Origin of the sequence: Solirhodobacter olei, from assembly GCF_004010155.1 — a bacterium.
GTDB classification, from domain to species: Bacteria; Pseudomonadota; Alphaproteobacteria; order Rhodobacterales; family Rhodobacteraceae; genus Solirhodobacter; species Solirhodobacter olei.
Window position 1 is genome coordinate 52,467 of sequence record NZ_RRYH01000017.1, and the last position, 22,346, is coordinate 74,812.

20 protein-coding genes, 1 tRNA gene and 1 other RNA gene are annotated in these 22,346 nt (G+C 69.5%); 6 read left to right on the forward strand and 16 right to left on the reverse strand.

The genetic code is table 11. The annotated features are described in order from the left end of the window. Nucleotides 1–26: 26 nt before the first annotated feature. The gene (locus tag EIP85_RS12985; RefSeq protein WP_164871725.1) at nucleotides 27–890 is read right to left on the reverse strand and encodes an N-formylglutamate amidohydrolase; all 864 of its coding nucleotides are present in this window, start codon (nucleotides 888–890) and stop codon (nucleotides 27–29) included. Nucleotides 891–1,042: 152 nt separating this feature from the next. On the opposite strand from EIP85_RS12985, the gene EIP85_RS12990 reads away from it, so the two are divergent. Together EIP85_RS12990 and ykgO are read left to right on the forward strand one after the other, a co-directional pair. Then, nucleotides 1,043–1,117, forward strand: a tRNA-Val gene (locus EIP85_RS12990). A 70-nt stretch (nucleotides 1,118–1,187) separates the two neighbouring features. Beyond that, complete coding sequence (gene ykgO / locus EIP85_RS12995; protein WP_127902620.1) at nucleotides 1,188–1,313, forward strand: type B 50S ribosomal protein L36; 126 nt, start codon at nucleotides 1,188–1,190, stop codon at nucleotides 1,311–1,313. Between the two features lie 101 nt (nucleotides 1,314–1,414). Here the strand turns inward: ykgO and EIP85_RS13000 are convergent, their stop codons facing one another. The 13 genes from EIP85_RS13000 to EIP85_RS13060 form a co-directional block, all read right to left on the reverse strand. Continuing rightward, nucleotides 1,415–1,594 (reverse strand): hypothetical protein, encoded by a 180-nt coding sequence (locus tag EIP85_RS13000; RefSeq protein WP_127902621.1) that lies wholly within the window; start codon nucleotides 1,592–1,594, stop codon nucleotides 1,415–1,417. A gap of 153 nt (nucleotides 1,595–1,747) precedes the next feature. Continuing rightward, a complete protein-coding gene (locus tag EIP85_RS13005; RefSeq protein ID WP_127902622.1) occupies nucleotides 1,748–2,275 on the reverse strand; it encodes a HutD/Ves family protein in 528 nt (175 codons plus the stop codon). Then, nucleotides 2,275–3,765 (reverse strand): DNA recombination protein RmuC, encoded by a 1,491-nt coding sequence (locus tag EIP85_RS13010; RefSeq protein ID WP_127902623.1) that lies wholly within the window; start codon nucleotides 3,763–3,765, stop codon nucleotides 2,275–2,277. The genes EIP85_RS13005 and EIP85_RS13010 overlap by 1 nt, the downstream gene beginning before the upstream one ends. Nucleotides 3,766–3,778: 13 nt before the next feature. Beyond that, nucleotides 3,779–5,629, reverse strand: coding sequence for a DNA mismatch repair endonuclease MutL (mutL, locus tag EIP85_RS13015; RefSeq protein WP_241560002.1), 1,851 nt, complete (start codon nucleotides 5,627–5,629; stop codon nucleotides 3,779–3,781). Between the two features lie 111 nt (nucleotides 5,630–5,740). Next, entirely contained in the window at nucleotides 5,741–6,280 is a 540-nt protein-coding gene (locus EIP85_RS13020; RefSeq protein ID WP_127902625.1) for a DUF3035 domain-containing protein, read from the reverse strand. A 32-nt stretch (nucleotides 6,281–6,312) separates the two neighbouring features. Beyond that, a complete protein-coding gene (lspA, locus tag EIP85_RS13025; protein WP_127902626.1) occupies nucleotides 6,313–6,801 on the reverse strand; it encodes a signal peptidase II in 489 nt (162 codons plus the stop codon). A gap of 8 nt (nucleotides 6,802–6,809) precedes the next feature. Beyond that, the gene (purH, locus tag EIP85_RS13030; protein ID WP_127902627.1) at nucleotides 6,810–8,399 is read right to left on the reverse strand and encodes a bifunctional phosphoribosylaminoimidazolecarboxamide formyltransferase/IMP cyclohydrolase; all 1,590 of its coding nucleotides are present in this window, start codon (nucleotides 8,397–8,399) and stop codon (nucleotides 6,810–6,812) included. 24 nt (nucleotides 8,400–8,423) lie between these two features. Next, nucleotides 8,424–10,193, reverse strand: coding sequence for a heparinase II/III family protein (locus EIP85_RS13035; RefSeq protein ID WP_127902628.1), 1,770 nt, complete (start codon nucleotides 10,191–10,193; stop codon nucleotides 8,424–8,426). Between the two features lie 110 nt (nucleotides 10,194–10,303). Beyond that, nucleotides 10,304–11,917, reverse strand: a complete 1,614-nt coding sequence (locus tag EIP85_RS13040; RefSeq protein WP_127902629.1) for an ABC transporter ATP-binding protein — start codon at nucleotides 11,915–11,917, stop codon at nucleotides 10,304–10,306. Then, a complete protein-coding gene (locus tag EIP85_RS13045; RefSeq protein WP_127902630.1) occupies nucleotides 11,914–13,023 on the reverse strand; it encodes an ABC transporter permease in 1,110 nt (369 codons plus the stop codon). The genes EIP85_RS13040 and EIP85_RS13045 overlap by 4 nt, the downstream gene beginning before the upstream one ends. Continuing rightward, nucleotides 13,023–14,108, reverse strand: a complete 1,086-nt coding sequence (locus tag EIP85_RS13050) for a microcin C ABC transporter permease YejB (RefSeq protein WP_127902631.1) — start codon at nucleotides 14,106–14,108, stop codon at nucleotides 13,023–13,025. The genes EIP85_RS13045 and EIP85_RS13050 overlap by 1 nt, the downstream gene beginning before the upstream one ends. 7 nt (nucleotides 14,109–14,115) lie before the next feature. Beyond that, nucleotides 14,116–16,050, reverse strand: coding sequence for an extracellular solute-binding protein (locus EIP85_RS13055; RefSeq protein WP_127902632.1), 1,935 nt, complete (start codon nucleotides 16,048–16,050; stop codon nucleotides 14,116–14,118). Between the two features lie 288 nt (nucleotides 16,051–16,338). Continuing rightward, nucleotides 16,339–16,848: a c-type cytochrome gene (locus EIP85_RS13060; protein WP_127902633.1), complete on the reverse strand. Its 510-nt coding sequence runs from the start codon at nucleotides 16,846–16,848 to the stop codon at nucleotides 16,339–16,341. A gap of 122 nt (nucleotides 16,849–16,970) precedes the next feature. Here EIP85_RS13060 and EIP85_RS13065 point away from each other — a divergent pair, with 122 nt between their 5' ends. Continuing rightward, complete coding sequence (locus EIP85_RS13065) at nucleotides 16,971–17,804, forward strand: prephenate dehydratase (protein ID WP_127902634.1); 834 nt, start codon at nucleotides 16,971–16,973, stop codon at nucleotides 17,802–17,804. 169 nt (nucleotides 17,805–17,973) lie between these two features. On the opposite strand, the gene nudC is transcribed toward EIP85_RS13065, so the two are convergent. Continuing rightward, nucleotides 17,974–18,927 (reverse strand): NAD(+) diphosphatase, encoded by a 954-nt coding sequence (gene nudC, locus EIP85_RS13070; RefSeq protein WP_127902635.1) that lies wholly within the window; start codon nucleotides 18,925–18,927, stop codon nucleotides 17,974–17,976. A 254-nt stretch (nucleotides 18,928–19,181) separates the two neighbouring features. On the opposite strand from nudC, the gene EIP85_RS13075 reads away from it, so the two are divergent. From EIP85_RS13075 to EIP85_RS13085, 3 genes are all read left to right on the forward strand, one after another. Further along, a complete protein-coding gene (locus EIP85_RS13075) occupies nucleotides 19,182–21,092 on the forward strand; it encodes a bifunctional 2',3'-cyclic-nucleotide 2'-phosphodiesterase/3'-nucleotidase (protein WP_127902636.1) in 1,911 nt (636 codons plus the stop codon). Nucleotides 21,093–21,203: 111 nt separating this feature from the next. Beyond that, an RNA gene (gene ffs, locus EIP85_RS13080) (signal recognition particle sRNA small type) lies at nucleotides 21,204–21,300 on the forward strand. A 93-nt stretch (nucleotides 21,301–21,393) separates the two neighbouring features. Then, nucleotides 21,394–21,783 carry a DUF202 domain-containing protein gene (locus tag EIP85_RS13085; RefSeq protein ID WP_127902637.1) on the forward strand — a complete coding sequence of 130 codons (390 nt, stop codon included), beginning with the start codon at nucleotides 21,394–21,396 and terminating at the stop codon, nucleotides 21,781–21,783. 73 nt (nucleotides 21,784–21,856) lie between these two features. On the opposite strand, the gene EIP85_RS13090 is transcribed toward EIP85_RS13085, so the two are convergent. Beyond that, nucleotides 21,857–22,342 (reverse strand): phosphatase domain-containing putative toxin, encoded by a 486-nt coding sequence (locus EIP85_RS13090; protein ID WP_127902638.1) that lies wholly within the window; start codon nucleotides 22,340–22,342, stop codon nucleotides 21,857–21,859. Nucleotides 22,343–22,346 lie beyond the last annotated feature (4 nt).

Below are 22,346 nucleotides of genomic sequence, written 5' to 3' on the forward strand. Positions count from 1 at the left end.
GCGCATTCATTGCGCACCGCCCGCCCTCACTCCGCGGCGAGCGACAGACCCTCGTCTCCGGCAAGCCCCGCCATCCGGGCCAAGACCCGGCCAAGAAGCTGGCGCAGGGGGTCGAACCCCGGCCCCGGCTCCACCCGCGCCTCGTCCATGTAAAGCGCGCGGTCGATCTCGATCTGCACCACGTGCTGCCCGCGCGAGGGCCGCCCGTAGGCCTGGGTGATGAAGGCCCCGGCAAAGGGCGCGTTGCGCGCGACGCACAGTCCCTCGGCGCGGAAGGCGGCCTCCAGCTCCTCCGTCACCTCGGCCCCGGCGGAGGCGCCGAAGCGGTCGCCCAGCACCACCTCCGGCCGCGGCCGCCCGCCCTGGGCGAAGCTTTCGATCGCCTCATGCGGCATCGAGTGGCAGTCGAGGAGGACCGCCTCGCCCCAAGCCTCGCGCGTCTCCGTCAGAAGCGCCTCCAGCCGGGCGTGATAGGGGGTCCAGAAACCTTCCAGCCGCGCTTCCGCCTCCGCCCGGCCAATCTTGCCGCGGTAGATTGCCCGCCCGTTCGACACGACGCGGGGAATCACCCCCAGCCCGGCAGAGATCCGGGGGTTCATCCCGCTGCGCGGAACGTCCTCGATCACGGCGGGGTCCAGCTCGTCCGGCGCGCGGTTGAGATCGACGAAGGCCCGTGGCGCCCGGGCCGCCAGAAGCGGCGCGCCATGCGCCGGTGCATCGGCGAAAAGCTGGTCGACAAAGGCATCCTCGGAGGACCGGATCGCCCGCGCATCCAGCTGGCTGGCGGCCATGAAAGCGGCCGGATAATCGCGCCCGGAATGCGGCGAGGAGACGACGAGACGGGACCGCTTGCCACGCGGCAGGACGAGGTCATAAGCGGGTAACTGCACGATCCACGGGCCTCCTTCGGCCCAGATATAGCGGCAATTCCCGCATTTCCAAAACCTCTTGAACCCTCCATCCATTCCCTCTATAGACCCGGACGACCGACGCGGATCCGCCCGCGTCCTTTTCATTAAGGCAGGCGGAACTGGCGGCGATGGGGCGCGTAGCTCAGCGGTAGAGCACTACGTTGACATCGTAGTGGCCACAGGTTCGATCCCTGTCGCGCCCACCATTCACCGCTCCGGCTTGTCCGGGGCACGTTCGTAGATTGGCGCACGCGCGCCGGGACCAGGAGAAGACCGATGAAGGTCAGGAACTCGCTCCGCTCGCTGAAGGCGCGCCATCGCGACTGTCAGATCGTGCGCCGCAAGGGCCGCGTCTATGTGATCAACAAGACCCAGAAGCGCTTCAAGGCGCGTCAGGGCTGATCCGCCAGACTAGCCAGGCCAAGGCCGCCGCGGCGAAAGCCCCGGCGGCCTTTGCATGTCCGGCGCAGGCATGTCCGGTGACGGCCCGGGCGGGCGCCGCCTTAGCAGCCGCGACGAATCCTGATCCAGGACAGCGTGCCGAGGCCGAAGCCCGCCGCCGCCATCAGTTCGTCCACCAGAAGCGTATGCGCCGGGTCGAGCGCGGCGCCGGTGACCGCCAGAAAGCCGAAGCTCACCGCCGCGCCATAGCCCACCACGCAGGAAATCGAGCAGACCTTCATCCGTTCCTCCTCCAGCGACGGCGTCTGTCCGGGGCGATTCGCCCGGCCCTCCTCCCAAGGGCCGCCGTCCGTAGGGATGAATGGTACCGGTTTTCGGAATATATCCAAGAAAATCCCGCGACGCCGTGCCGCAGGGCAGCTTTCTGCCGGCCGCTAGCCGAGCCCGACCGCGATCACCGGCCCACCGGCAAGAACCCTGGCCGCGCCCGCCGCGTCGAGAAGATCCCCGGCGCCCAGCGATACCGCCCCGCGCCCCAGCGCCAGTTCCGCCCCGGAGGGTGCGAAAACCAGAAGCCTGGCCGCCTCTGCCCCCTGCCCGGCGCGCAGCACGGCCACCTCTGGCACCGGTGCGCCGCGCCGGGTCATCACGTTGAAATCGCGGCTGGGTCCGGTCACGCCCCGCGCCGCGACCGCTGCCTCGCCCGCGAATCGCACCGGCTGCAGCAGGCCCACCGTGTGGCGGGCACCCGCGATCTCCAGCACGAAACCCGGTCCGTCCAACAGGACCAGGACCCGCTCAATCCCCGGCAGGGCCGAGAATGGCCCGTCCTCCGCCACCGTCGCCATGGAAAGCCGGAGGGAGAGGCCCACCGCGTCCTCTTCCCGCAGCATCTCCACCGTCGTGCCGCGGCCGTTGGCCCAGGGCATCTGGCGGTAATCTGCAGGCGTCAGGTGGCGCATCAGACCTCGGATTCTGCCGTGTCGGCCTGGTCGTCGGCGGCGGCCAGAAGCTCCTGCGCGGCAATGCCGCGCGGCCGCGCCTCCACCCCGGCGCCGGCGGTGATCCGCGCCTCGGAATTCACCGCGCCCAGCGCCTCGAACTTCCGGGCCGAGGCCAGTACCCGGCTTTCGAGCGAGCCGACCGCGCGGTTGTAGCTGTCCACAGACTGGCCCAGCGCACGGCCGACCTTCTCCAGGTGGCCTGCGAAGATGCCGAGGCGTTCGTAGATCTCCTTGCCGACGCGCTGCACCTCGGCGGCGGAGCGGGTCATGCGCTCCTGCTGCCAGCCGTAGGCGATCGCCTTGACCAGCGCCATCAGCGTGGTCGGCGTGGCGATCAGCACCTTGTTCTCGAAGGCGTATTCGATCACGCCCGGATCGGCCTCCACCGCGGCGGCGACGAAGGTCTCGCCGGGGATGAACATCACCACGAAGTCGGGCGTCGTCGGGATCGCGGCGTGGTATTCCTTCGAGGCCAGCGATTTCACATGCACCCGCAACTGCTGGGCATGGCGCTGCAGGTGGTGCTTCTGCTCCTCCGGCGTCGCCGCTTCCAGCGCGTCGAGATAGCCCTCCAGCGGCGTCTTCGCATCGACCACGATCTGCTTGCCGCCGGGAATGTTCACGATCGCATCCGGGCGCTTGCGGGCGCCGTCGGCGTCGATGGTCGATTCCAGGTCGTAATCCACATGCTCGGCCATTCCGGCCATCTCGAAGACCTGCCGCAGCTGCATCTCTCCCCAGCGGCCCCGTGTCTTCGGCGCGCGCAGCGCCTGCACCAGCTTGCGGGTCTCGGTGCCCAGATCGCGCTGGCCATCTGTCAGCGCGCGAACCTGGCTCTGGATCGCGCCATAGGCCTCGTTCCTTGCCTTCTCGATCTCGCCGATCTTCTGGTCGAACTGCACGAGCTTCTCGTCAAGCGGCTTCACCAGGTCGGCAATCGCCTTGTGCCGCTTGGCGAGGTCGTCCTCGGCATTGGTCTTGTGGCTCTCGAACCGCTCGGAGACGAGCTTCAGGAACTGCTCCGAATTGGCGTTGAGCACGCCGGAGGCGAGCGCCTTGAACCGGTCCTCCAGCTCCTGCTTCAGGCCGCGGATTTCGTCGAGCCGGGCGGCGTGAGTTTCCTTCAGGCTGGCGAGTTCCTGCGCCACGCCCGCGCGCGACCGCGCCTCCTCGCCCAGCGCGGCCTGAAGCTCTGCAATGCGCGCGTCGAGGCCCGGCACCCGCTCGGCGGCAGAGCGCAGCCCCGCGCGCTCCTCGCGCAACTGGGCATTCTCCTCGCGCAGCGCGGCGGTCTCGAGGCGAAGCGCGTCCGTCTCCGCCCAGTGCCGCCGCTGGCCGCGCCGCGCGGAAAGCAAGGTCAGGACCAGCACCACCAGCAGCCCGGCCGCCACCGCCGCCGCGGCCAGCCCGTTGGCCTCCAGCACCGCTTGGATCGCCTGAATGTCCATGCCCATTCCCCGCCTACGTCCGCCCGAACAGCCGCTCGATATCCGCCAGGCGCAGCTCCACATAGGTCGGCCGGCCGTGGTTGCACTGGCCGGAATGCGGCGTCGCCTCCATCTCGCGCAGCAGCGCGTTCATCTCCTCCGCCCGCATGCGCCGGCCGGAGCGGACCGAGCCGTGGCAGGCCATCCGGCTCAGCACCGCCTCGATCCGCGCCTGCACCGTCTGGCTCTGCCCGAGATCGGCAAGATCGTCGAGGATGTCGCGCACCAGCCCCTGCACGTCGATCTGGCCCAGGGCCGCCGGGGTCTCGCGCACCGCGATGGCGCCCGCCCCGAAGGGCTCCACCGAAAGGCCGAGGCGGGCGAGGTCGTCTGCCACCTCCATCAGCCGGGCGGCGTCGCCCTCCGACAGGTCCACGATCTCCGGGATCAGCAGCGCCTGCGCGGCGACGCCGTTTTCCGCCACCTGTCGCTTAAGCCGTTCGTAGACCAGCCGCTCATGCGCCGCGTGTTGGTCGACAATGACCATCCCCGTCTCGGTCTGGGCGATGATGTAGTTCTCATGCACCTGCGCCCGGGCGGCGCCCAAGGGGCGCGATTCGTCGCCGGCTTCCAGCACCGGCTCCACCCGGGCCGAGGGCCCTTCGGCGAAGCCCGGCATGGGCGCGGCCGGCGGGGCCTGCCACGCGGCGGCGCTGCGCAGCACCCCCGGCGCGGGCCGCTCCATCTGGTAGACGCGCGGCGGCGCGGCGGGCGCGGCCTCGCCCCCCGCCCCTTCCGGCCGGAAGGCTGCCAGCGTCGCCGCCCCGACCGTGGTCGAGGCGCGATGCCCGGCCTCGGCCAGCGCCTGCCGGATGCCGGAGACGATCAGCCCCCGCGCCAGCGCCGGATCGCGGAACCGCACCTCGGATTTCGCCGGATGCACGTTCACGTCCACCCGCTCCGGATCGCAGTCGAGGAACAGGACCGCCGCCGGATGCCGGTCGCGGCTGAGAAAATCGAAATAGGCCGCCCGAAGCGCGCCCAAGAGCATCCGGTCCTGCACCGGCCGGCCATTGACGAAAAGGTACTGCTGCACCGCCGCCCCGCGCGAATAGGTCGGCAGCGCCGCGTAGCCGGTCAGCCGCAGCCCATCGCGCTCCACGTCGAGCGGGATCGCATTCTCGGCGAACTCGCCGCCCAGCACGGTCGCAAGCCGCGCGTGAAGCGCGTCGAACAGGTCACCCGACCCGGCATCAGCACGGAAGATCACCCGCCCGTCGCCGCCGCCGGACACGTCGTTGAGCCTGAGGCTTGCATAGGGCGCGGCCATGGCGAGGCGCTTGACCACCTCGCCCAGGGCCTGCGCCTCGGCCCGGTCCGAGCGCAGGAACTTCAGCCGCGCCGGCGTCGCGTAGAAAAGATCGCGCAGCTCGACCACCGTCCCGCGGCTCAGCGCCGCCGGGGTGACCGGGCCGATCCGGCCGCCGGCGACCTCGATCCGCGCCGCCTCCTCCCCCGCGGCGCGGGAGGTGATCGCGAGCCGCCCGACGGCCCCCAGCGAGGGCAGGGCCTCGCCCCGGAAGCCGAAGCTGTGGATGTTCAGAAGGTCCGAGCCATCGATCTTCGAGGTCGCGTGCCGCGACAGCGCCAGGGGCAGATCCTCCGGCGCCATGCCGCAGCCGTCGTCGGTGACCCGGATCAGCGTCTTGCCGCCATCGGCATAGTCGACCGAGATTCGCCGCGCGCCCGCATCGAGCGCGTTCTCCACCAGCTCCTTCACAGCCGCGGCCGGGCGCTCCACCACCTCGCCCGCGGCGATGCGGTTCACCGCCGCCTCGTCCAGCTGGCGAATCACGGGCCGGTCCGACGGCAGGGCCGGCTTCATCTTGGGGTCCAGAACGGTCATCCTACGAGATGTAGCATGGGCCGAGGGATTCGGCCAAGGCTCCTCCCGGCTTATGCACAGCTTTCGAGCGAAACCGGTTAAAGGAAGCGCCTAGCCACCGCGCTTCGTGGGTTTCGGCGGCGCGCTCGGCGTCGCCACGCCACGGGCCCGCCAGAAGGCGAGCGCCGCGTAGGGGTCCAGCTCCATCGCGCGATAGGCCTGGAAATAGACCGTGTTGCCGAAGAGCCGGTCGAGCAGGCGGCCGTTGTGGTTCTTGCGGAACCGCAGGTCCTGCGCGTCGAGGGTCTGGCGGATGCCGGGCGTCACGCCGTAGCGGGTCGCCGCCGCCACCAGCGCGCCGTCGGCGGCCGGGATGGACTGCGATTTCATCGCCGCCGGGCGTCCGCCGAGGGCGGCCACGGCATCGGCTTTCGGCGTCGGGTCGGCGAGGTTCGTGCCACCCGGCGTGGGGGTCGGCAGCGTCGAGGTGTCCTTGGGGATCTGCAGGGGCTTGTTCGGCAGGATGGCGAATTCGTCCGGCGTGCTGCCGGAGCGGACGTTCATCAGATGCGGCGCGCCGCCGCCGGAACAGGCCGCCAGCCCGAGGACCGCCATCAGCGCGATCCCGATCCTGCCGCCCGCTGCCCGCATCTTGTGTCTCCGCCTCACGCCTCTCGCCTCTCTTAGCCCATCATGCCCGGCCCGTCACGGGGGGATTGGCGGCCCGTCAGCAGGACGAGGCCGACCGCACCGCAGAACACCGCGACGTCGGCGAGATTGAAGGAAAACGGGTTGTTGAAACCGCAGCAGGACATGTTGAGGAAATCCGCGACCCGGCCATAGGCGATCCGGTCGATCACATTGCCCAGCGCCCCGCCGATCAGAAGCCCCGCCGCCACCTGCGCCCAGCGCCCGTGCCCCTCTCCCCGGATCCAGATCCAGACCCAGACGGAGATCGCCAGCGCCACCGCAACGAAGATCCAGCGGCTCAGCTCGCTGCCGGCGAAAAGCCCGAAGTTCACCCCCTGGTTCCAGGCCATGCGGAAGTCGAGATAGGGCGGCAGCACCTCGATCGCGCCTTTCGTGGCCAGCCCCAGCCCGAAGACCACGCCGACCTTCGACAGCTGGTCGACGACCAGAACGGCAAGCGCTGTCTTGGCAACGGTCCGCATCCGAAGCCTCAGTGCCGGAAATGCCGCTGGCCGGTGAAGACCATGGCAAGCCCGGCCTCGTCCGCCGCCGCGATCACGTCGGCATCGTTCATCGACCCGCCCGGCTGGATGACAGATGTCGCGCCGGCGGCCACCGCCTCCATCAGCCCGTCGGGGAAGGGAAAGAAGGCGTCAGAGGCCACGACGGCCCCCTTTGCCGGGCTTTCGGCCAGCCCCATCGCCTCGGCCATCCGCTCGGCCTTCCTGGCGGCGATCATGGCGCTGTCGACCCGGCTCATCTGCCCGGCGCCCACGCCCACCGTCGCACCGCCCTTCGCATAGACGATGGCATTCGACTTCACGTGCTTGGCCACCGTCCAGGCGAAAAGAAGGTCGTCAAGCTCCTCGGCCGAGGGCGCGCGCTTCGTCACCACCTTCAGGTCGCCCCGGCCGACATGGCCGTTGTCGCGGTCCTGCACCAGGAAGCCGCCGGCGACCTGCCGGTAGGCCAGCCCCGGCGCGGCGGCGACGGGCAGCCCGCCGGTCGTCAGCAGGCGCAGGTTCTTCTTCTTGGCAAAAATACTCAGCGCCGCCTCGTCCACATCCGGGGCGATGACGACCTCGGTGAAGATCTTCACGATCTCCTCGGCGGTCGCGGCGTCAAGCGTGCGGTTCAGCGCCACGATCCCGCCGAAGGCCGAGGTGCGGTCGCAGTCGAAGGCCTTTGTGTAGGCCTCGGTCAGCGTCGCGCCGCGCGCCACGCCGCAGGGGTTCGCGTGCTTGATGATCGCGCAGGCCGGGCCCTCGGCCGGATCGAACTCCGCGACCAGCTCGAAAGCGGCGTCGGTGTCGTTGATGTTGTTGTACGAAAGCTCCTTGCCCTGCCACTGCTTCGCCGTGGCGACGCCCGGCCGGTCGGAGCCGTCGACGTAGAAGGCGGCGCGCTGATGCGGGTTCTCGCCGTAGCGCAGGCTCTGCGCCAGCGTGCCGGCGAAGGCGCGGCGCCGCGGCGCCGCCTCGCCGATCGCGCCCGCCATCCAGGTCGACACCGCCGCGTCATAGGCCGCGGTGCGGGCGTAGGAGATCTGCGCCATCCGCTGCCGGAAGGCGTAGGAAACGCGGTCGTCATGGGCGTCGAGTTCTTCCAGCAGCGCCTTGTAGTCGCCCACGTCGGTCAGCACGGTCACGAAGGCATGGTTCTTCGCCGCCGCCCGGATCATCGCCGGCCCGCCGATATCGATGTTCTCGATGCAGGTGTCGTAATCGGCGCCCTTCGCCACCGTCGCCTCGAACGGGTAGAGGTTGACGATGAGAAGGTCGATCGGCTCGATCCCGTGCTCCTCCATCGCCGCGACGTGCTCCGCCTTGTCGCGTAGCGCCAGCAGCCCGCCGTGGACCGCCGGATGCAGCGTCTTCACCCGCCCGTCCATCATCTCGGGAAAGCCGGTCACATCGGCCACGTCGCGCACCGCAAGCCCGGCCGCCCGCATCTCGCCCGCCGTCCCGCCGGTCGAAAGCAGCTGCACCCCGCGCGCCGCGAGCGCCTTCGCGAAATCGAGCATCCCGGTCTTGTCGGAGACGGAGATCAGGGCACGGCGGATCGGCAACAGGTCGGTCATGCGGAGGGGTCCTTCGTCAGGCGGTCATTCGGCGAGCACGTCGTCGCGGTCCAGGTCACGGATCGCCACCGGCGTATCCTGAGCCTTCGCCAAGGTCCAGCGTATCCGCGCCGCGGTCTCGATCACTTCGGAGCGCAGGACGATCTGCCGCGAGGCGCGCGGCTTCAGCCGCCGCTGTTCCAGATAGACCGACGGTTCCACCGCGAGCACCCCCGGCCCTTCGAAGCGGAAGATCCACAGCTCGCCGCTTCTGAGCGCCAGCGAGACCGCGGTGCCGCCCAGGTCGATCGCCGCATCCACATCCGGATGCAGATGGAAGCGCAGCGCGAAGCGCACCGGCGTCGCCCCGGCGGTGATCGTGGCCAGCCGGGCCTCCTCCGCCGGGGTCAGCGGGCCCAGCGTGTCCTCGGCCGACAGCGAGCGGCCGTCCTCGGAGAGGTAGAAGGCCCGCATGTGGCTCAGCCCGTGCGACGCGACATAGCCGGTGTGGCCCGCGATCAGGCTCATCCCGTCGGGGCCGAGCGCCTCGCGGAAATGGATCACCTGGGCGCGCTCCAGCAGCGGCTCCTGCACCGTGCCGCCGGGCACCGGCGTCGGCGGGCCGAGGCGGGAGGATGAAAAGCCCTCGATCGCCAGCGTCGAATGCGAGGGCGTCGCCCGCCCCGCCCGCCGCCACTCCGCCCCGAAGGGCGCACCAGAGCCGCAATTGACGATCAGGGGGCGGCGGCCCGAGGTCAGCTCGAAAGCCAGCGTCGAGGCGTGCGCGTTGCCGGAGGCCGCCCCCGCCGGCGGCGCGGCCACGTCGACGATCACGCTCGTGCGCCCGCCCGAGAGCCGCGCGAAGCCCATGGCGAGGCCCCCCGGCGGCGCCGCCCGCACGCCGGAGGCCGCCAGCGCATGATCAAGCCGCCCTTCGAGACCCCGCCCGCCGCCGTGAAACCGCGCGAGGCCGCCATCTGCATGGCGCAGCGCCCTGAGCGTCGGCGCGATCCGCTCGATCGCCGCCATGTGCTGGCGCGGCGTGACGCGCCCGGCCTCGGCCAGGGCCTGCGCCGCCCAGGTCAGCAGCGTGAAGACCTCCAGCAGCTCCTCGGGGTTGCGGGTCGGTATCCCGCCGCCCGCGCCGATCTGCTCGGAACATTCCCGCGCCAGCGCCTGTGCGGCAGGGACGACGTGGCGCTCCATCCCGGTCAGCGCAAGGCCGGCGTAGATCAGCCCGGTCAGCGCCTCGAAGCGCGGCAGGCCGGGCAGCGCCGCCTGCCAGCGCCGCGACAGGAAATTGGTCTGCTGGGCAAGGCTGCGGAAGTAGAGATCCGTGTCCTCCCGGGGCCGGCCGGACATCAGGAACAGCGCGTGGTTGATCCAGCGGATCAGCCGCCGCCCGGTCAGGTCCGGCGTCCAGCCCGGGCCGCGCCCGTGGCCATAGCGGGCGATCCAGTCGTAGGTCCAGTCCTGCGCCCGGCCCCGCGCAGCGGCGTCGCCCACCGCGGCAAGGTCGTCGAGCCAGGCGAACCCCTGAAGCGCCTCCTCGAAGGCCGCATCCGGCATCGGCAGGTCCCAGAGCCCGACGCCCGGCCCCTCGACCAGGGACCCCGAGAACAGGAAATTCCCGGCGACGAGCTGGCGGCCGCGGGCGAAGCTGCCGATGGTGCGCGGTTCGGGCTGCGAGACGAAGCCCGTCGCGGGCCGCGCCAGCGTGGCAAGGCGCGCATGCCAGCGGTTCAGGAGCCGGGCCTTGCGGAGCGTCCAGCCGCTCTCCTCCCGCCTCTCCGCCGTGCCGCGTCGCGCCGCCATCTGTCGTTTGCCACCCCTGCCCGGACCTGTTCCGGCCCTGGCCGAACCATAGCCGCGGGGGGCGGGGCTGTCACCGCCAAATGGCCCGCCGCCTGCCGCGCGGCGCCCCCTCAGCCCGCGGGCGTCAGGTTGAAGGCGGCGGCCAGCAGCGCGCGGGTATAGTCGGATTTCGGCGCCGCGAAGACCTCCTCGCCGGTGCCCTCCTCCACGATCTCGCCCTGCCGCATCACCATCACCCGATGCGCCAGCGCGCGCACGACGCGCAGGTCGTGGCTGATGAAGACATAGGCCAGCCCCCAGCGCTTCTGCAGGCTGCGCAGGAGGTCGACGATCTGCACCTGCACCGTCATGTCGAGCGCGCTTGTGGGCTCGTCGAGCACCACGAACTTCGGGCGCAGGATCATCGCGCGGGCGATCGCGATCCGCTGCCGCTGCCCGCCAGAGAACTCGTGCGGATAGCGGTGCCGCGTCTCCGGGTCGAGGCCGACCTCCGCCATGATCTGCGCCACCTCGGCATCCGCCGCGCGCCCGTCGGTGCCGTGAACGCCCAGCCCCTCGGCGATGATCTCCGCCACCGTCATGCGCGGCGAGAGCGATCCGTAGGGGTCCTGGAACACGATCTGCATGTCGCGCCGGTGCGGCCGCATCTGGCGGAAGCTCAGCCCCTGCAGCTCGCGCCCGACAAAGCCGATGGAGCCTTGCGAGGAGATCAGCCGCAGGATGGCCAACGCCAGCGTGGTCTTGCCCGATCCGCTTTCGCCGACGATGCCAAGCGTCTCGCCCGCGCGGACCGACAGATCGGCGGACTGCACCGCCTTCACATGGCCCACGGTCTTCCTCAGGAAGCCGCGCTGGATCGGGAACCAGACCTTCAGCGCCTCGGTCTTCAGCAGCTCCTGTGCCCCCTCCGGCACCGGCTCTGGCCGGCCCGTCGGCTCGGCCGCCAGCAGCTTGCGGGTGTAGGGATGGCGCGGGTTGGCGAAGATCTCCGCCGTCGGCCCCTCCTCGACCAGCTCGCCGCCCTGCATCACGCAGACCCGGTCGGCGATGCGGCGCACAATGGAAAGGTCGTGGGTGATGAACAGAAGGCTCATCCGCTCCGCCGCCTTCAGCTCTGCCAGCAGATCGAGGATCTGCGCCTGGATCGTCACGTCGAGCGCAGTCGTGGGTTCGTCCGCGATCAGGAGCTTCGGCCCATTCGCCAGCGCCATGGCGATCATCACCCGCTGCCGCTGCCCGCCCGAAAGCTGGTGCGGATAAGCCCCCAGTCGCTCCTCCGCGTCGCGGATCCCGACCTTCTTCAGCAGCTCCACCACCCGGGCCCGCGCTGCCGCGCCCCTGAGGCCCTGGTGCAGCATCAGGCTTTCGGTGATCTGCCGCTCCAGCGTGTGGAGCGGGTTCAGAGAGGTCATCGGCTCCTGGAAGATGAAGGAGATCTCGTTGCCCCGCGCCTGCTGCAGCCGCGCCGGCTTTGCGCCTGCCAGCTCCTCGCCCATGAAGCGGATGGAGCCGGCCATCTCGGCGCTGTCCGGCAGCAGCGCCACGGTAGAAAGCGCCGTGATCGACTTGCCGGAGCCGCTTTCGCCGACAAGCGCCACCGTCTCGCCCTGGCCGACGGCAAAGCTGACGCCCTTGACCGCCTCCGTCCGCCGCCCGTCCTGCCGGAAGGCGATGGTGAGGTCCTTCACCTCCAGGATCGGCCCGCCGCCCCTCTGCCCGCTCATGAGAACGTCTTTCGCGGGTCGAAGGCGTCGCGCACGCCCTCGAAGATGAAGACCAGGAGAGACAGCATGATCGCGAAGGTGAAGAAGGCGGTAAAGCCCAGCCAGGGCGCCTGCAGGTTCTGCTTCGCCTCCAGCGTCAGCTCGCCCAGCGAGGGGGCGGAGGGCGGCAGCCCGAAGCCGAGGAAATCGAGCCCCGCCTGGATCGCGATCGTCCCGGTGACGATGAAGGGCAGGAAGGTCAGTGTGGCGACCATCGCGTTCGGCAGCACGTGGCGGAACATGATCCGCCCGTTCGAGACGCCCAGCGCGCGCGCCGCGCGGACATATTCGAAGTTCCGCGCCCGCAGGAACTCTGCCCGCACCACATGCACCAGCGCGGTCCAGCCGAAGGCCACCATCAGCACGGCGAGCAGCCAGAAGCTCATCTTGAAGATCGCAGCCATGATGATGATGACATAGAGCATCGGCGTCGCGCCCCAGATCTCGATCACCCGCTGGAAGATCAGGTCGATCCAGCCGCCGAAATAGCCCTGCACCGCGCCGGCCGCGATCCCGAGCACGGACGCCGCGGCGCTCACGATCAGCGCGAAGCCGACCGAAAGCCGGAAGCCGTAGATCACGCGCGCCAGCACGTCGCGCGCGGTGTCGTCGGTGCCCAGCCAGTGCTTGGCATCCGGCGCAGAGGGCGCGGTGCCCTGGATGTTGTTCACCGTCGAATAGGAATAGGGGATCGGCGGCCAGAGGATCCAGCCAAGCTGCACCTTCTTGCCGTCCACCGTGCCCGTCTTCTCCGCCTCCGCCTGGGTCTTCGCCGGCGTGTCGAAGCAGGGGTCGGCGCCGCCGGTGACGATCAGGCATTGCACGACCGGGTCCTTGTAGACGGCCTCGGTGCGGAAATCGCCGCCGAAGTCCTTCTCGGAATAGAAATGCAGCACCGGGCTGCGGATCTGGCCGCGGTAATCGACCAGCAGCGGGTGATCGTTGGCGATGAAATTGGCGAAAAGCGACGCCCCGAAAAGCACCGCGAACAGGATCAGCGACCAGTAGGCGCGCCGGTTCGCCCGGAAATTCCGCCAGCGGCGGCGGTTCAGTTCTGAGAGCGCCATCAGGTCTCCCGCGTCTCGAAGTCGATGCGCGGATCGACCCAGACATACATCAGGTCCGAGATCAGCCCCATCACCAGCGCGATCAGGCTGAAGACGAATAGCGTGCCAAAGATCACCGGGTAGTCGCGGTCCACCGCCGCCTGGAAGCCGAGCCGGCCAAGCCCGTTCAGCGAGAAGATCGTCTCGATGATGATCGAGCCGCCGAAGAACATCGACACGAAGACAGTGGGGAAGCCCGCGATCACGATCAGCATCGCGTTGCGGAAGACATGGCCGTAAAGCACACGGCCCTCGCTCAGCCCCTTGGCCCGCGCGGTCATGACGTACTGCTTCTTGATCTCGTCCAGGAAGCTGTTCTTGGTCAGAAGCGTCAGCGTCGCGAAGCCCGAGATGGTCGAGGCGATGACCGGCAGGGTGATGTGCCAGAAATAGTCCCCCATCTGGCCCAGAAGGCTCAGCTGGGCGAAATTGTCAGATGTCAGCCCCCGCAGCGGGAAGATCCGCCAGTAGGACCCGCCGGCGAAAAGCACCAGCAGCAGGATCGCGAACAGGAAACCCGGAATCGCGTAGCCGACGATGATCGCGCCAGAGGTCCAGCTGTCGAAGGCCGACCCGTCCCTCACCGCCTTCCGGATGCCGAGCGGAATCGAGATCAGGTAGCTCAGAAGCGTCGACCAGAGCCCAAGCGAGATCGAGACCGGCAGCCGCTCCTCCACCAGCTTCACCACGGATTTCGACTGGAAATAGCTCTGCCCGAAATCGAGGTGGACATAATCCCACATCATGTTGAGGAAGCGCTCGAGCGGCGGCTTGTCGAAGCCGAACTGCTTGTTCAGTTCCTTGATGAAATCGGGCGGCAGGCCGCGCGCGCCGACATAGCCGCCCGCACCCGCCTGCGCCGCCTGCCCGCCGGTGTCGCTACCGCCGGCGATATTGGCAAAGGCGTTCCCCTCGCCCTGGATGCGGGCGATGATCTGCTCCACCGGCCCGCCGGGGACGAATTGCGTCAGGGTGAAATTGATCACCATGATCCCGATCAGCGTCGGGATCATCAGCAGGATGCGACGAAGGATATAGGCGCCCATTCGGTCCCTAACGGAAGGCGCCCGCGGCATTCAGGGCCGCCGCCTTCTTGGCATCGTACCACCAGAAATCCAGCGCGCCGAGCGCATAGGGCGGCAGGGTCTTCGGATGGTCGTACATGTCGTAATAAGCGATCAGGTGGTTCGGGTTGTACCATTCGGGAATGGTGAAATGCAGCGCGCGAAGCACGCGGTCAAGCGCGTGGACGGCCGTCTTCATCCCCTCGTCGGTCTTCGCCGTCAGCACGTCCTCGATCAGCGCGTCCACCGCCTTGTCCTTCAGTCCCATCAGGTTGAAGGTCGAGATATCGGCGGTCTTCGACCCGAAGGTCTGCTGCAGGTCCGAATTCGGCGAAAGGCTCGTCGTCAGGAAGGTCGTCGCGACGTCGAAATCGTAATGCCGCTCGCGGTCGGTGGCCTGGGCGTTGTCAACGTCCTCCAGCCGCGCGTCGACCCCCAGTGCCTTCAGGTTGTCGATGAAGGGCAGCAGGATCCGGTCGAAGGCCTTGCTGTCGTTGAGGAAGTTGACGTGCAGAAGCTCGCCCTTGGCGTTGCGCCGCTTGCCGTCGGCGCCCACGGCCCAGCCCGCCGCGTCAAGCAACGCCGAGGCCTTGCGCAGCATGCGCCGGTCGAGCTGGCGGTCGGCCGAAGAGACCGGCGGCATGGCCGCGTCCTCGGTCAGAACACCCGGCGGCAGCTCCGCCGCGAGCGGCTTCAGAAGCGCCAGCTCCCCCGGCCCGGGCTTGCCGGTCGCCGCCAGGTCGCTGTTGGTCCAGAACGAATAGGGCCGCTTGTAGACGCCGTAGAAGATCTTGGCGTTGGTCCATTGGAAGTTGAACATCATTCCGATGGCCTCGCGCACCCGCTCGTCCTGGAACTGCGGACGGCGCAGGTTGAAGACCATGGTCTGGCCCGGGAAAAGCGCCCCGTTCGGCAGCGCCACCTTCTTCACCCAGCCCTTTTCCAGCGCCGGGAAGTGATAGCCCGTCGCCCAGATGACCGAGGAGGCCTCGTTGCGGAAGGTGTAGTTGCCTGCCTTGAACCCCTCGAAGGCAGAGTTGTAGTCGGCGTAATACTCGAAGCGGATCCTGTCGAAGTTGTAGCGCCCGACATTGATCGGCAGGTTGCGGCCCCAGTAGTCCGGGTTGCGCTTGTAGACCACGGTCTGGCCCACGCTCATCTTGTCCAGCACGTAGGGACCGGAGCCGAGATAGGGCTTCAGGCTCGATTGCGAGAGATCGCGGTGGTTCTTCGTGTAGGAGGCCTCCGAGAAAATCGGCAACTGGCCCACCACGCCGGGCAGGTCGCGCGTCGGGTAGCCCGTCTTGAAGGTGAACTTCACCTGGTAGGGCCCCAGCACCTCGCAGCCCGCGACCTGCGTGGCGAGGATCGCGCGAAAATCGGAGAGGCCCTTCTTGCGCATCACGTCATAGGAGAATTTCACATCCTCCGCCGTCAGCGGCGAGCCGTCGGAGAAGGTCACGTCATGGCGCAGGTTGAAGATCACCCAGGACCGGTCCTTGGGATATTCCAGCGTCTTGCAGACAAGGCAGTAAAGGCCGCGCGCGTCGTCGGCAGTGTTGGTCAGCAGCGTCTCGTAGAAGATCGAGGACAGGGCCGCCGCGCGCCCCTTCTCGGAAAACGGGTTCATCGAGTCGAAGCCGCCGAACGCCCATTCGGAAATCTCGCCCCCCTTCGGCGCGTCCGGGTTGACGTAGTCGAGATGGACGAAGCCGGCGTGGTACTTCAGCGTGCCGAAGGGCGAGATGCCGATCGCGGTCGTCACATCCCCAGCGGGGGCGGCCGCGGCAGAGGTGGTCCCGGTGTCCTGTGCCACGGCCGGCAGGGCACATCCGGCGAAAAGCGCAAGCACGATGGCCAGGGTCGCGTCCTGCCAGCTCCTCGGCCGCTGTCGGATGGGCTCAGGGCGGTCGTCATGCGGCATCGCGCTGTCCTTGGGGCATCCGGGTGTCACGCATCCGTCACGGTAAGGCGGCGGAGCGGGCGGGTTCAAGTGGAGTTTGCGTGAATCCCGCCCCGTGCGAAAGGCCGGCCGGCGAAACCGCGCCGGGGCCCTGCCCGGCGGTGCACGCGCAGCGCGCATCGGGCGGGGCTGCGCCCGTAGGGTGCGCATTCATTGCGCACCGCGACCCGCACCGCCTTCCCGCCGCCCGCCGAAAACCAAAAGGCCGCCCCCAAGGGCGGCCCCCAGCCTTGGCGCGCTCACGCGCGGTCACTTGAGCGTGGCGAGATAGGCGATCACGTCCGCCCGGTCCTGCACGCTCGGCAGCCCGGCGAAGCCCATCTTGGTGCCCGGCACGTCTTCCTTCGGGCTCTTCAGCCAGACGTTCAGCGCCGCAGGCGTCCAGTCCCCGCCCTTCTTCTTCAGCGCGTCCGAATAGGAGAAGTCGGAGATCGACGCGACCGGCCGGCCGACCACGCCGTTCAGATGCGGGCCGGTGGCGTTCTTGCCGTCGATCCGGTGGCAGGCCTTGCATTTGTTGAAGATCCGCTCGCCCTTCTTGACGTCGGCAGAGGCGAGAACGGTCTTGAAATCGGGGGCCTTGGCCGCAGCGGTGCCGCTGGAACCACCCGCATCGGCAACCTGGATCGCATAGGCCGGCTTGCCGCCCGTGTCGTGCTCGGCATAGATCACCTCGCCAGCCCAGTTGCCAAGAAGGAAGACGAGAAGCGCGCCGCAAAAGCCGCCGACAATCTTGGTCCAGGTCATCGTGTCGAACATGTTTCGCCCTCTCCCTGACGCGAAGCCTCGGAATATCTACAAGCTTCCCTCTCGCCGTTTCAAGGTGTAGTTACCGCGACCAAACGCCCCTTTGTGGCGCATTTACGGAAAGGGTGCCGCAGATGGCCGGTCGCATCGCGTTCCAGGGTGAACCTGGAGCCTATTCTCATCAGGCATGCCGGGAAGCCCGGCCCGACATGGAAGCGGTGCCCTACCCGACCTTCGAGGATGCCATCGAGGCGGTGCGCCGCGGCGATGTCGACCTCGGGATGATCGCGGTCGAGAACTCCACCTACGGCCGCGTCGCCGACGTCCATCACCTGCTGCCGGAATCGGGGCTGCACATCGTCGACGAGGCCTTCGTGCGGGTGCATGTGAACCTGCTCGGCGTGCCCGGCGCGAAGCTGGCCGACGTGAAGCGGGTGCGGGCGATGTCGATCCTGCTCGGCCAGGCCCGCGGCTTCATCCGCGACCACGGGCTCGAGACGCTGAACTGGTCCGACAACGCCGCCGCGGCACGCGAAGTTGCCAGTCTGCGCAACCCCGAGGAGGCCGCGATGGCCTCGGAACTGGCCGCGGAGATCTACGGGCTGAACGTGCTCGCGCGGCATGTCGAGGACGAGGGGAACAACACCACGCGCTTCCTCATCATGGCCCGGGAACTGGATCTGAAGCGGCGCGGCCAGCACGGCATGATCACCTCTTTCGTGTTCCGCGTCCGCAACATCCCGGCGGCGCTCTACAAGGCGATGGGCGGCTTCGCGACCAATGGCGTGAACATGACCAAGCTGGAAAGCTACATGGTCGGCGGCACCTTCACCGCGACGCAGTTCTACGCCGATGTCGAGGGCCATCCCGACGACCGCAACGTGAAGCTCGCGCTCGAGGAGCTGGCCTATTTCTGCACCGAGCTGAACCTGCTGGGCGTCTACCCCTCCGACCCGCGCCGGCACTGAGCGGGGGGCGCCCCCCGCGACGTTTTGCCTCGCCCCGGCCCGACCGTCTCTTCCGGCCCGAAACAGCGGGCGCAGCCCGCCGGGCCAGCGCCCACCCGCGGAAGGTCCCTGCCCCTCCTAATCAAGAGGCCCGTAGGGTGCGCATTCATTGCGCACCACCCCCCAACGCTCACTCCAGCCGGTCGGCCAGCCAGTTCGCCACCAGGAAATGCGCGATCGCCCCGCGCCGGGCGGGCCGGATGCGCGGATGCAGCCCCGCCATCACCTGCACCATCTCCTCGCGCCCGACCCAGATCGCGTCCTCGATCTCCACCGGGTCGATCTCGATCTCCTCGCTCAGCGCCTCGCCCTGGCAGCCGAACATCAGCGAGGCCGGGAAGGGCCAGGGCTGGCTGGCGAGGTAGCGCACCGCGCCGACCTTCACGCCGGTCTCCTCCGCCACCTCGCGGCGCACCGCGGCCTCGATCGTCTCGCCCGGCTCCACGAATCCCGCAAGCAGCGAGTACATCCCCTCGGGCCAGGCGGGCGAGCGGCCAAGCAGCACGGAGTTTCCCCGCAAAATCAGCATGATGACCACGGGATCCGTGCGCGGGAAATGCTGCGCCCCGCAGGCCGGGCACTCCCGCCGCCAGCCCGCGTCCGACCAGTCGGACCGCGCGCCGCATCGGGCACAGAAGCCGTGGCTGCGGTGCCAGCCAAACAGCGCGCGGGCCATCGCCGCCAGTTCCGCATCGCGCGGCGAAAGCTCCGCCATCACGCCCCTGAGTTCGGCAAACCCCATGTCGGGAAGCGCCGGATGCGCCTGCAGCGTCGGGTCGAAGAAGCCCCCCGCCACCGCCGGCTGATCCGCCTCCGGCTCCCAGTCGGAGATGTCCACGGCAAAGACCGGTCCGTCCCCGCCCTGCCCGAGGAACAGCGCCGGCCCCGCTTCCGCCAGCGCCGGATGACCCGGCGCGACCCAGCCCAGCGCCGCGCCCGCGACCAGCACCTTGCCGCGCCAGACCGGCAGCACCCGGGCGGCGGGATCGGCCCACATCGCCGCCTGTGCCGCCGCATCGGCGCGCAGCGCCGCGGCGCGGTCCAGCCCCGAGCCGCCGAATGTCACCATTTCCGCCTGCCGCATCGCCCTCTCCCTCTCGCCCGCCTTCCTGCCATGCCGCCCCGACCGGGGAAAGGGGCGACCGGCTGGCAGGTTGCGCCCACCACCGGTATCGGGCATTGGCCGCCAAGACCCCCGCCATCGGACAACCGATGCCGACGGCGGCCCGCCCGGCGGCCCTGGGGTTGACCCGCACGGGCGAGAGGCAGAGAGATGTTGCATCCAGAATGCAGGTTTTTTCCGGTCGCGATGCGCGCGAGTGAGACTGCGGAGGACCCGTGACGAACCGCCCGCCCTTCGACGGCGACACAGGCGCCGGTCAGGCTCATCTTCGGCTGATCGCCACGACCGATCTGCACTGCCACGTCTTCGCCTATGACTACTTCACGGACCGGCCCTCCGACGCGGTCGGCCTCGCCCGCGCGGCCACGCTGATCGCCGAGGCCAGGGCCGGCGCGGCCAACACGCTCGTCCTCGACAACGGCGATTTCCTGCAGGGCAACCCGCTTGGCGATTACATGGCCTATGAGCACGGGCTGAAGCCCGGGCGGCCCCATCCGATCCTGCGCGCCATGGCAGCGGCGGGGATCGAGGCCAGCACGCTCGGCAATCACGAGTTCAACTACGGGCTCGATTTTCTGGCCGACGCGCTCAGCGAGGCGCCCTTTCCCGTCGTCTCCGCTAATGTGGCGACCCACCTCGGCGCGACCCCGACCGAAGACGCGACGCTGGTGCCGCCGCACGCGATCCTCACCCGGCAGGTCACCGATGGCGCGGGCCGCAGCCACAGCCTCCGCATCGGCGTGATCGGCTTCGTGCCGCCGCAGATCCTGCAATGGGACCACCACATCCTGAACGGCCGCATCTGCACACGGGACATCGTCGAGACCGCCCGCGCCCGCGTCCCCGAACTCCGCGCGGCTGGCGCCGATATCGTCGTGGCGCTGGCCCATAGCGGCATCGGCGCGGCGGAGGCCCTGCCGGGGATGGAGAATGCCGCCACCGCCCTCGGCGCGGTGCCGGGGATCGACGCGATCATCTGCGGTCACACCCACCGGCTTTTCCCCTCGGCGGAATTCGAGGGCCAGCCTGGCTGCGACCCGGCCGCCGGGACGCTGAACGGGACACCGGCCGTCATGGCGGGCTTCTGGGGCTCGCATATCGGCACGATCGACCTGGCTCTCGAACGCACGCCCGACGGCTGGCGCGTCGCCGCCGCGCAAAGCGGGCTGCGCGCCATCACCCGCGCCGGGCCGGACGGCATGCCGCTGCCCACCGTCGCCAGCACCCCCGCGGTAGAGGCCGCGGGCCAGCCAGAGCATGACGGGACGCTGGCCTATATCCGCCGCCCCGTCGGCCATCTGACCGCGCCGCTCCACAGCTATTTCGCGCTGGTGACGGATTGCCCCTCGGTCCAGATCGTCGCCGCCGCCCAGACCGCCTATGTCACCGAGATGCTGGAGGAGACCGAGCACGCGGGCCTTCCCGTCCTCTCCGCCGCAGGGCCGTTCAAGGCGGGCGGACGCGGCGGGCCGGCCTATTACACCGACGTTCCGGCCGGAGATATCGCGCTGAAGAACGTGGCCGACCTCTACCTCTACCCCAACACGATCACCGCGCTGCGGATCACCGGGGTCGAGCTTGCCGAATGGCTCGAACGCGCGGCGGCGCTCTACAATCTCATCCTGCCGGGCGTCGCCGACCAGCCGCTCGTCGACCCGGCCTTCCCAAGCTACAATTTCGACGTGATCGAGGGGGTGAGCTATCGCATCGACCTCTCCCGACCCGCCCGGTACGACCGCGACGGCCGCCTCGTCGCGCCCGAGGCAAGGCGGGTCTTGGACCTGGCGTTTGACGGCCGTCCAGTGGCGCCGGAGGCGGAGTTCATCCTCGCCACCAACAACTACCGCGCCGGCGGCGGTGGCGATTTCCCCGGCGCGCGGGCCGAGGCGATCGTCCTCTCCGGCCCCGACACCAACCGCGACGTGCTGCTGCGCTACATCCACGCCCGCGGCACGATCGACCCCACGCCGATCGGAAACTGGGGCTTCGCACCCATGCCCGGCACCTCTGTCACCTTCGACACCGGCCCCGGCGCCCGCCGCCATGCCGCCGAGTTGGCCACCCTCGCGCTGGAGGAGATCGGCCCCGCCCCCGGCGGCCTCATCCGCTACCGCTTCCGGCTCTGAGCGCCCGCGGGCGCGGCGGGATGGCCCGGACCCGCCCCCTTGCCACGCGATCCGCGCCGACCCCTCCGGCCCGGGTTGCATCGCGCCCCGCCCCCGACTATATCGATCCGCGAGAGGTTGGCGCGGGCGAGCGCCTCGCCAACCCGGTCAGGTCCGGAAGGAAGCAGCCGTAACGAGCCCCGCTTGGGTCGTTGTCCAGCCTCTCACCCTCTTCCCCTATCCCTTGCGGCCCGCGCCCTCTCGCGATCCCGTGCGCCCGGCCCGGCTTCCCCCCGGCCCCGCAGCGCCCTATGGTCGCGGCATGGACAGCCCCCTGCCAGAGACCGACCCAGAGAGCCGCAAGCTCCAACTCGCCGAGATGCAGGCCCGCTGGATCGAGGAGCAGACCGTCTACGCGGTCGAGCGCACGTACACCGGCTGGCTGCGTGTCGGCCTCGGCGCGCTGGCGGTGGCGATCGGCACGCACGCGATCCTGCGTACCGGGCCCGACGGGCTGGCCGAAAAGCTGGCCGCGTCCAGCTTCCTCCTCGTCGCGCTCATCGTCTTTCTCTTTGCGCATGGCCACGCCAACCGGCTGGTCCGCATGCTGGAAGACAGCGAGACGCTGCCCGCCGCCACCCGCTTCACCCGCCTGACGCCGCTGTTCCTGCTCGCGACGGCAGCGGTCAGCGCGCTGATCTGGATGTTCTGAGGCGGACTAGCCCGGCCCCGGCGGATCGGTGGCAGCCGGCACGCTCAGGCACTTGGCCGACACGCCCGCCCCCTCACAACCCCTCCGTGGCCCAGGCCTGCTGCTCCTCCGTCTCCACCGCGCAGGGCCGCGCGGCCCGCAGCCGCGCCAGCGCCGCCTCCGGCGCCTCGCCTGCCTCGACCATCAGCCGCAGCGCGATCATCCCCGAGCGCCCGCAGCCGCCCCGGCAATGCACCACGACCCGGCCGCCACGTTCCAGCCAGCCCTGCACCTCCTCCGCCAGCATCGGCCACAGCGCGCCTTCGGACTCCGACGGGACGCCGAAATCGGTGATCGGCATGTGCCGCCAGGCGATCCCCTCGGCCGAAAGATCCCGCGCGAGGTGCGCAGCACCCCCGGCCGCCAGTTCCGCATCGCCCGCGAGCGTCAGCACCAGGTCCGGCGCCCAGGCGATCAGCGCCTGCAGATCGCCAGGATAGTTGCCCGTCTTTCCCGGCATCGGGCAGATCCCGAGCCAGCCCGCCCCCAGCGCCACTTCGGCAATCTCGAACCCGCTCATCGCC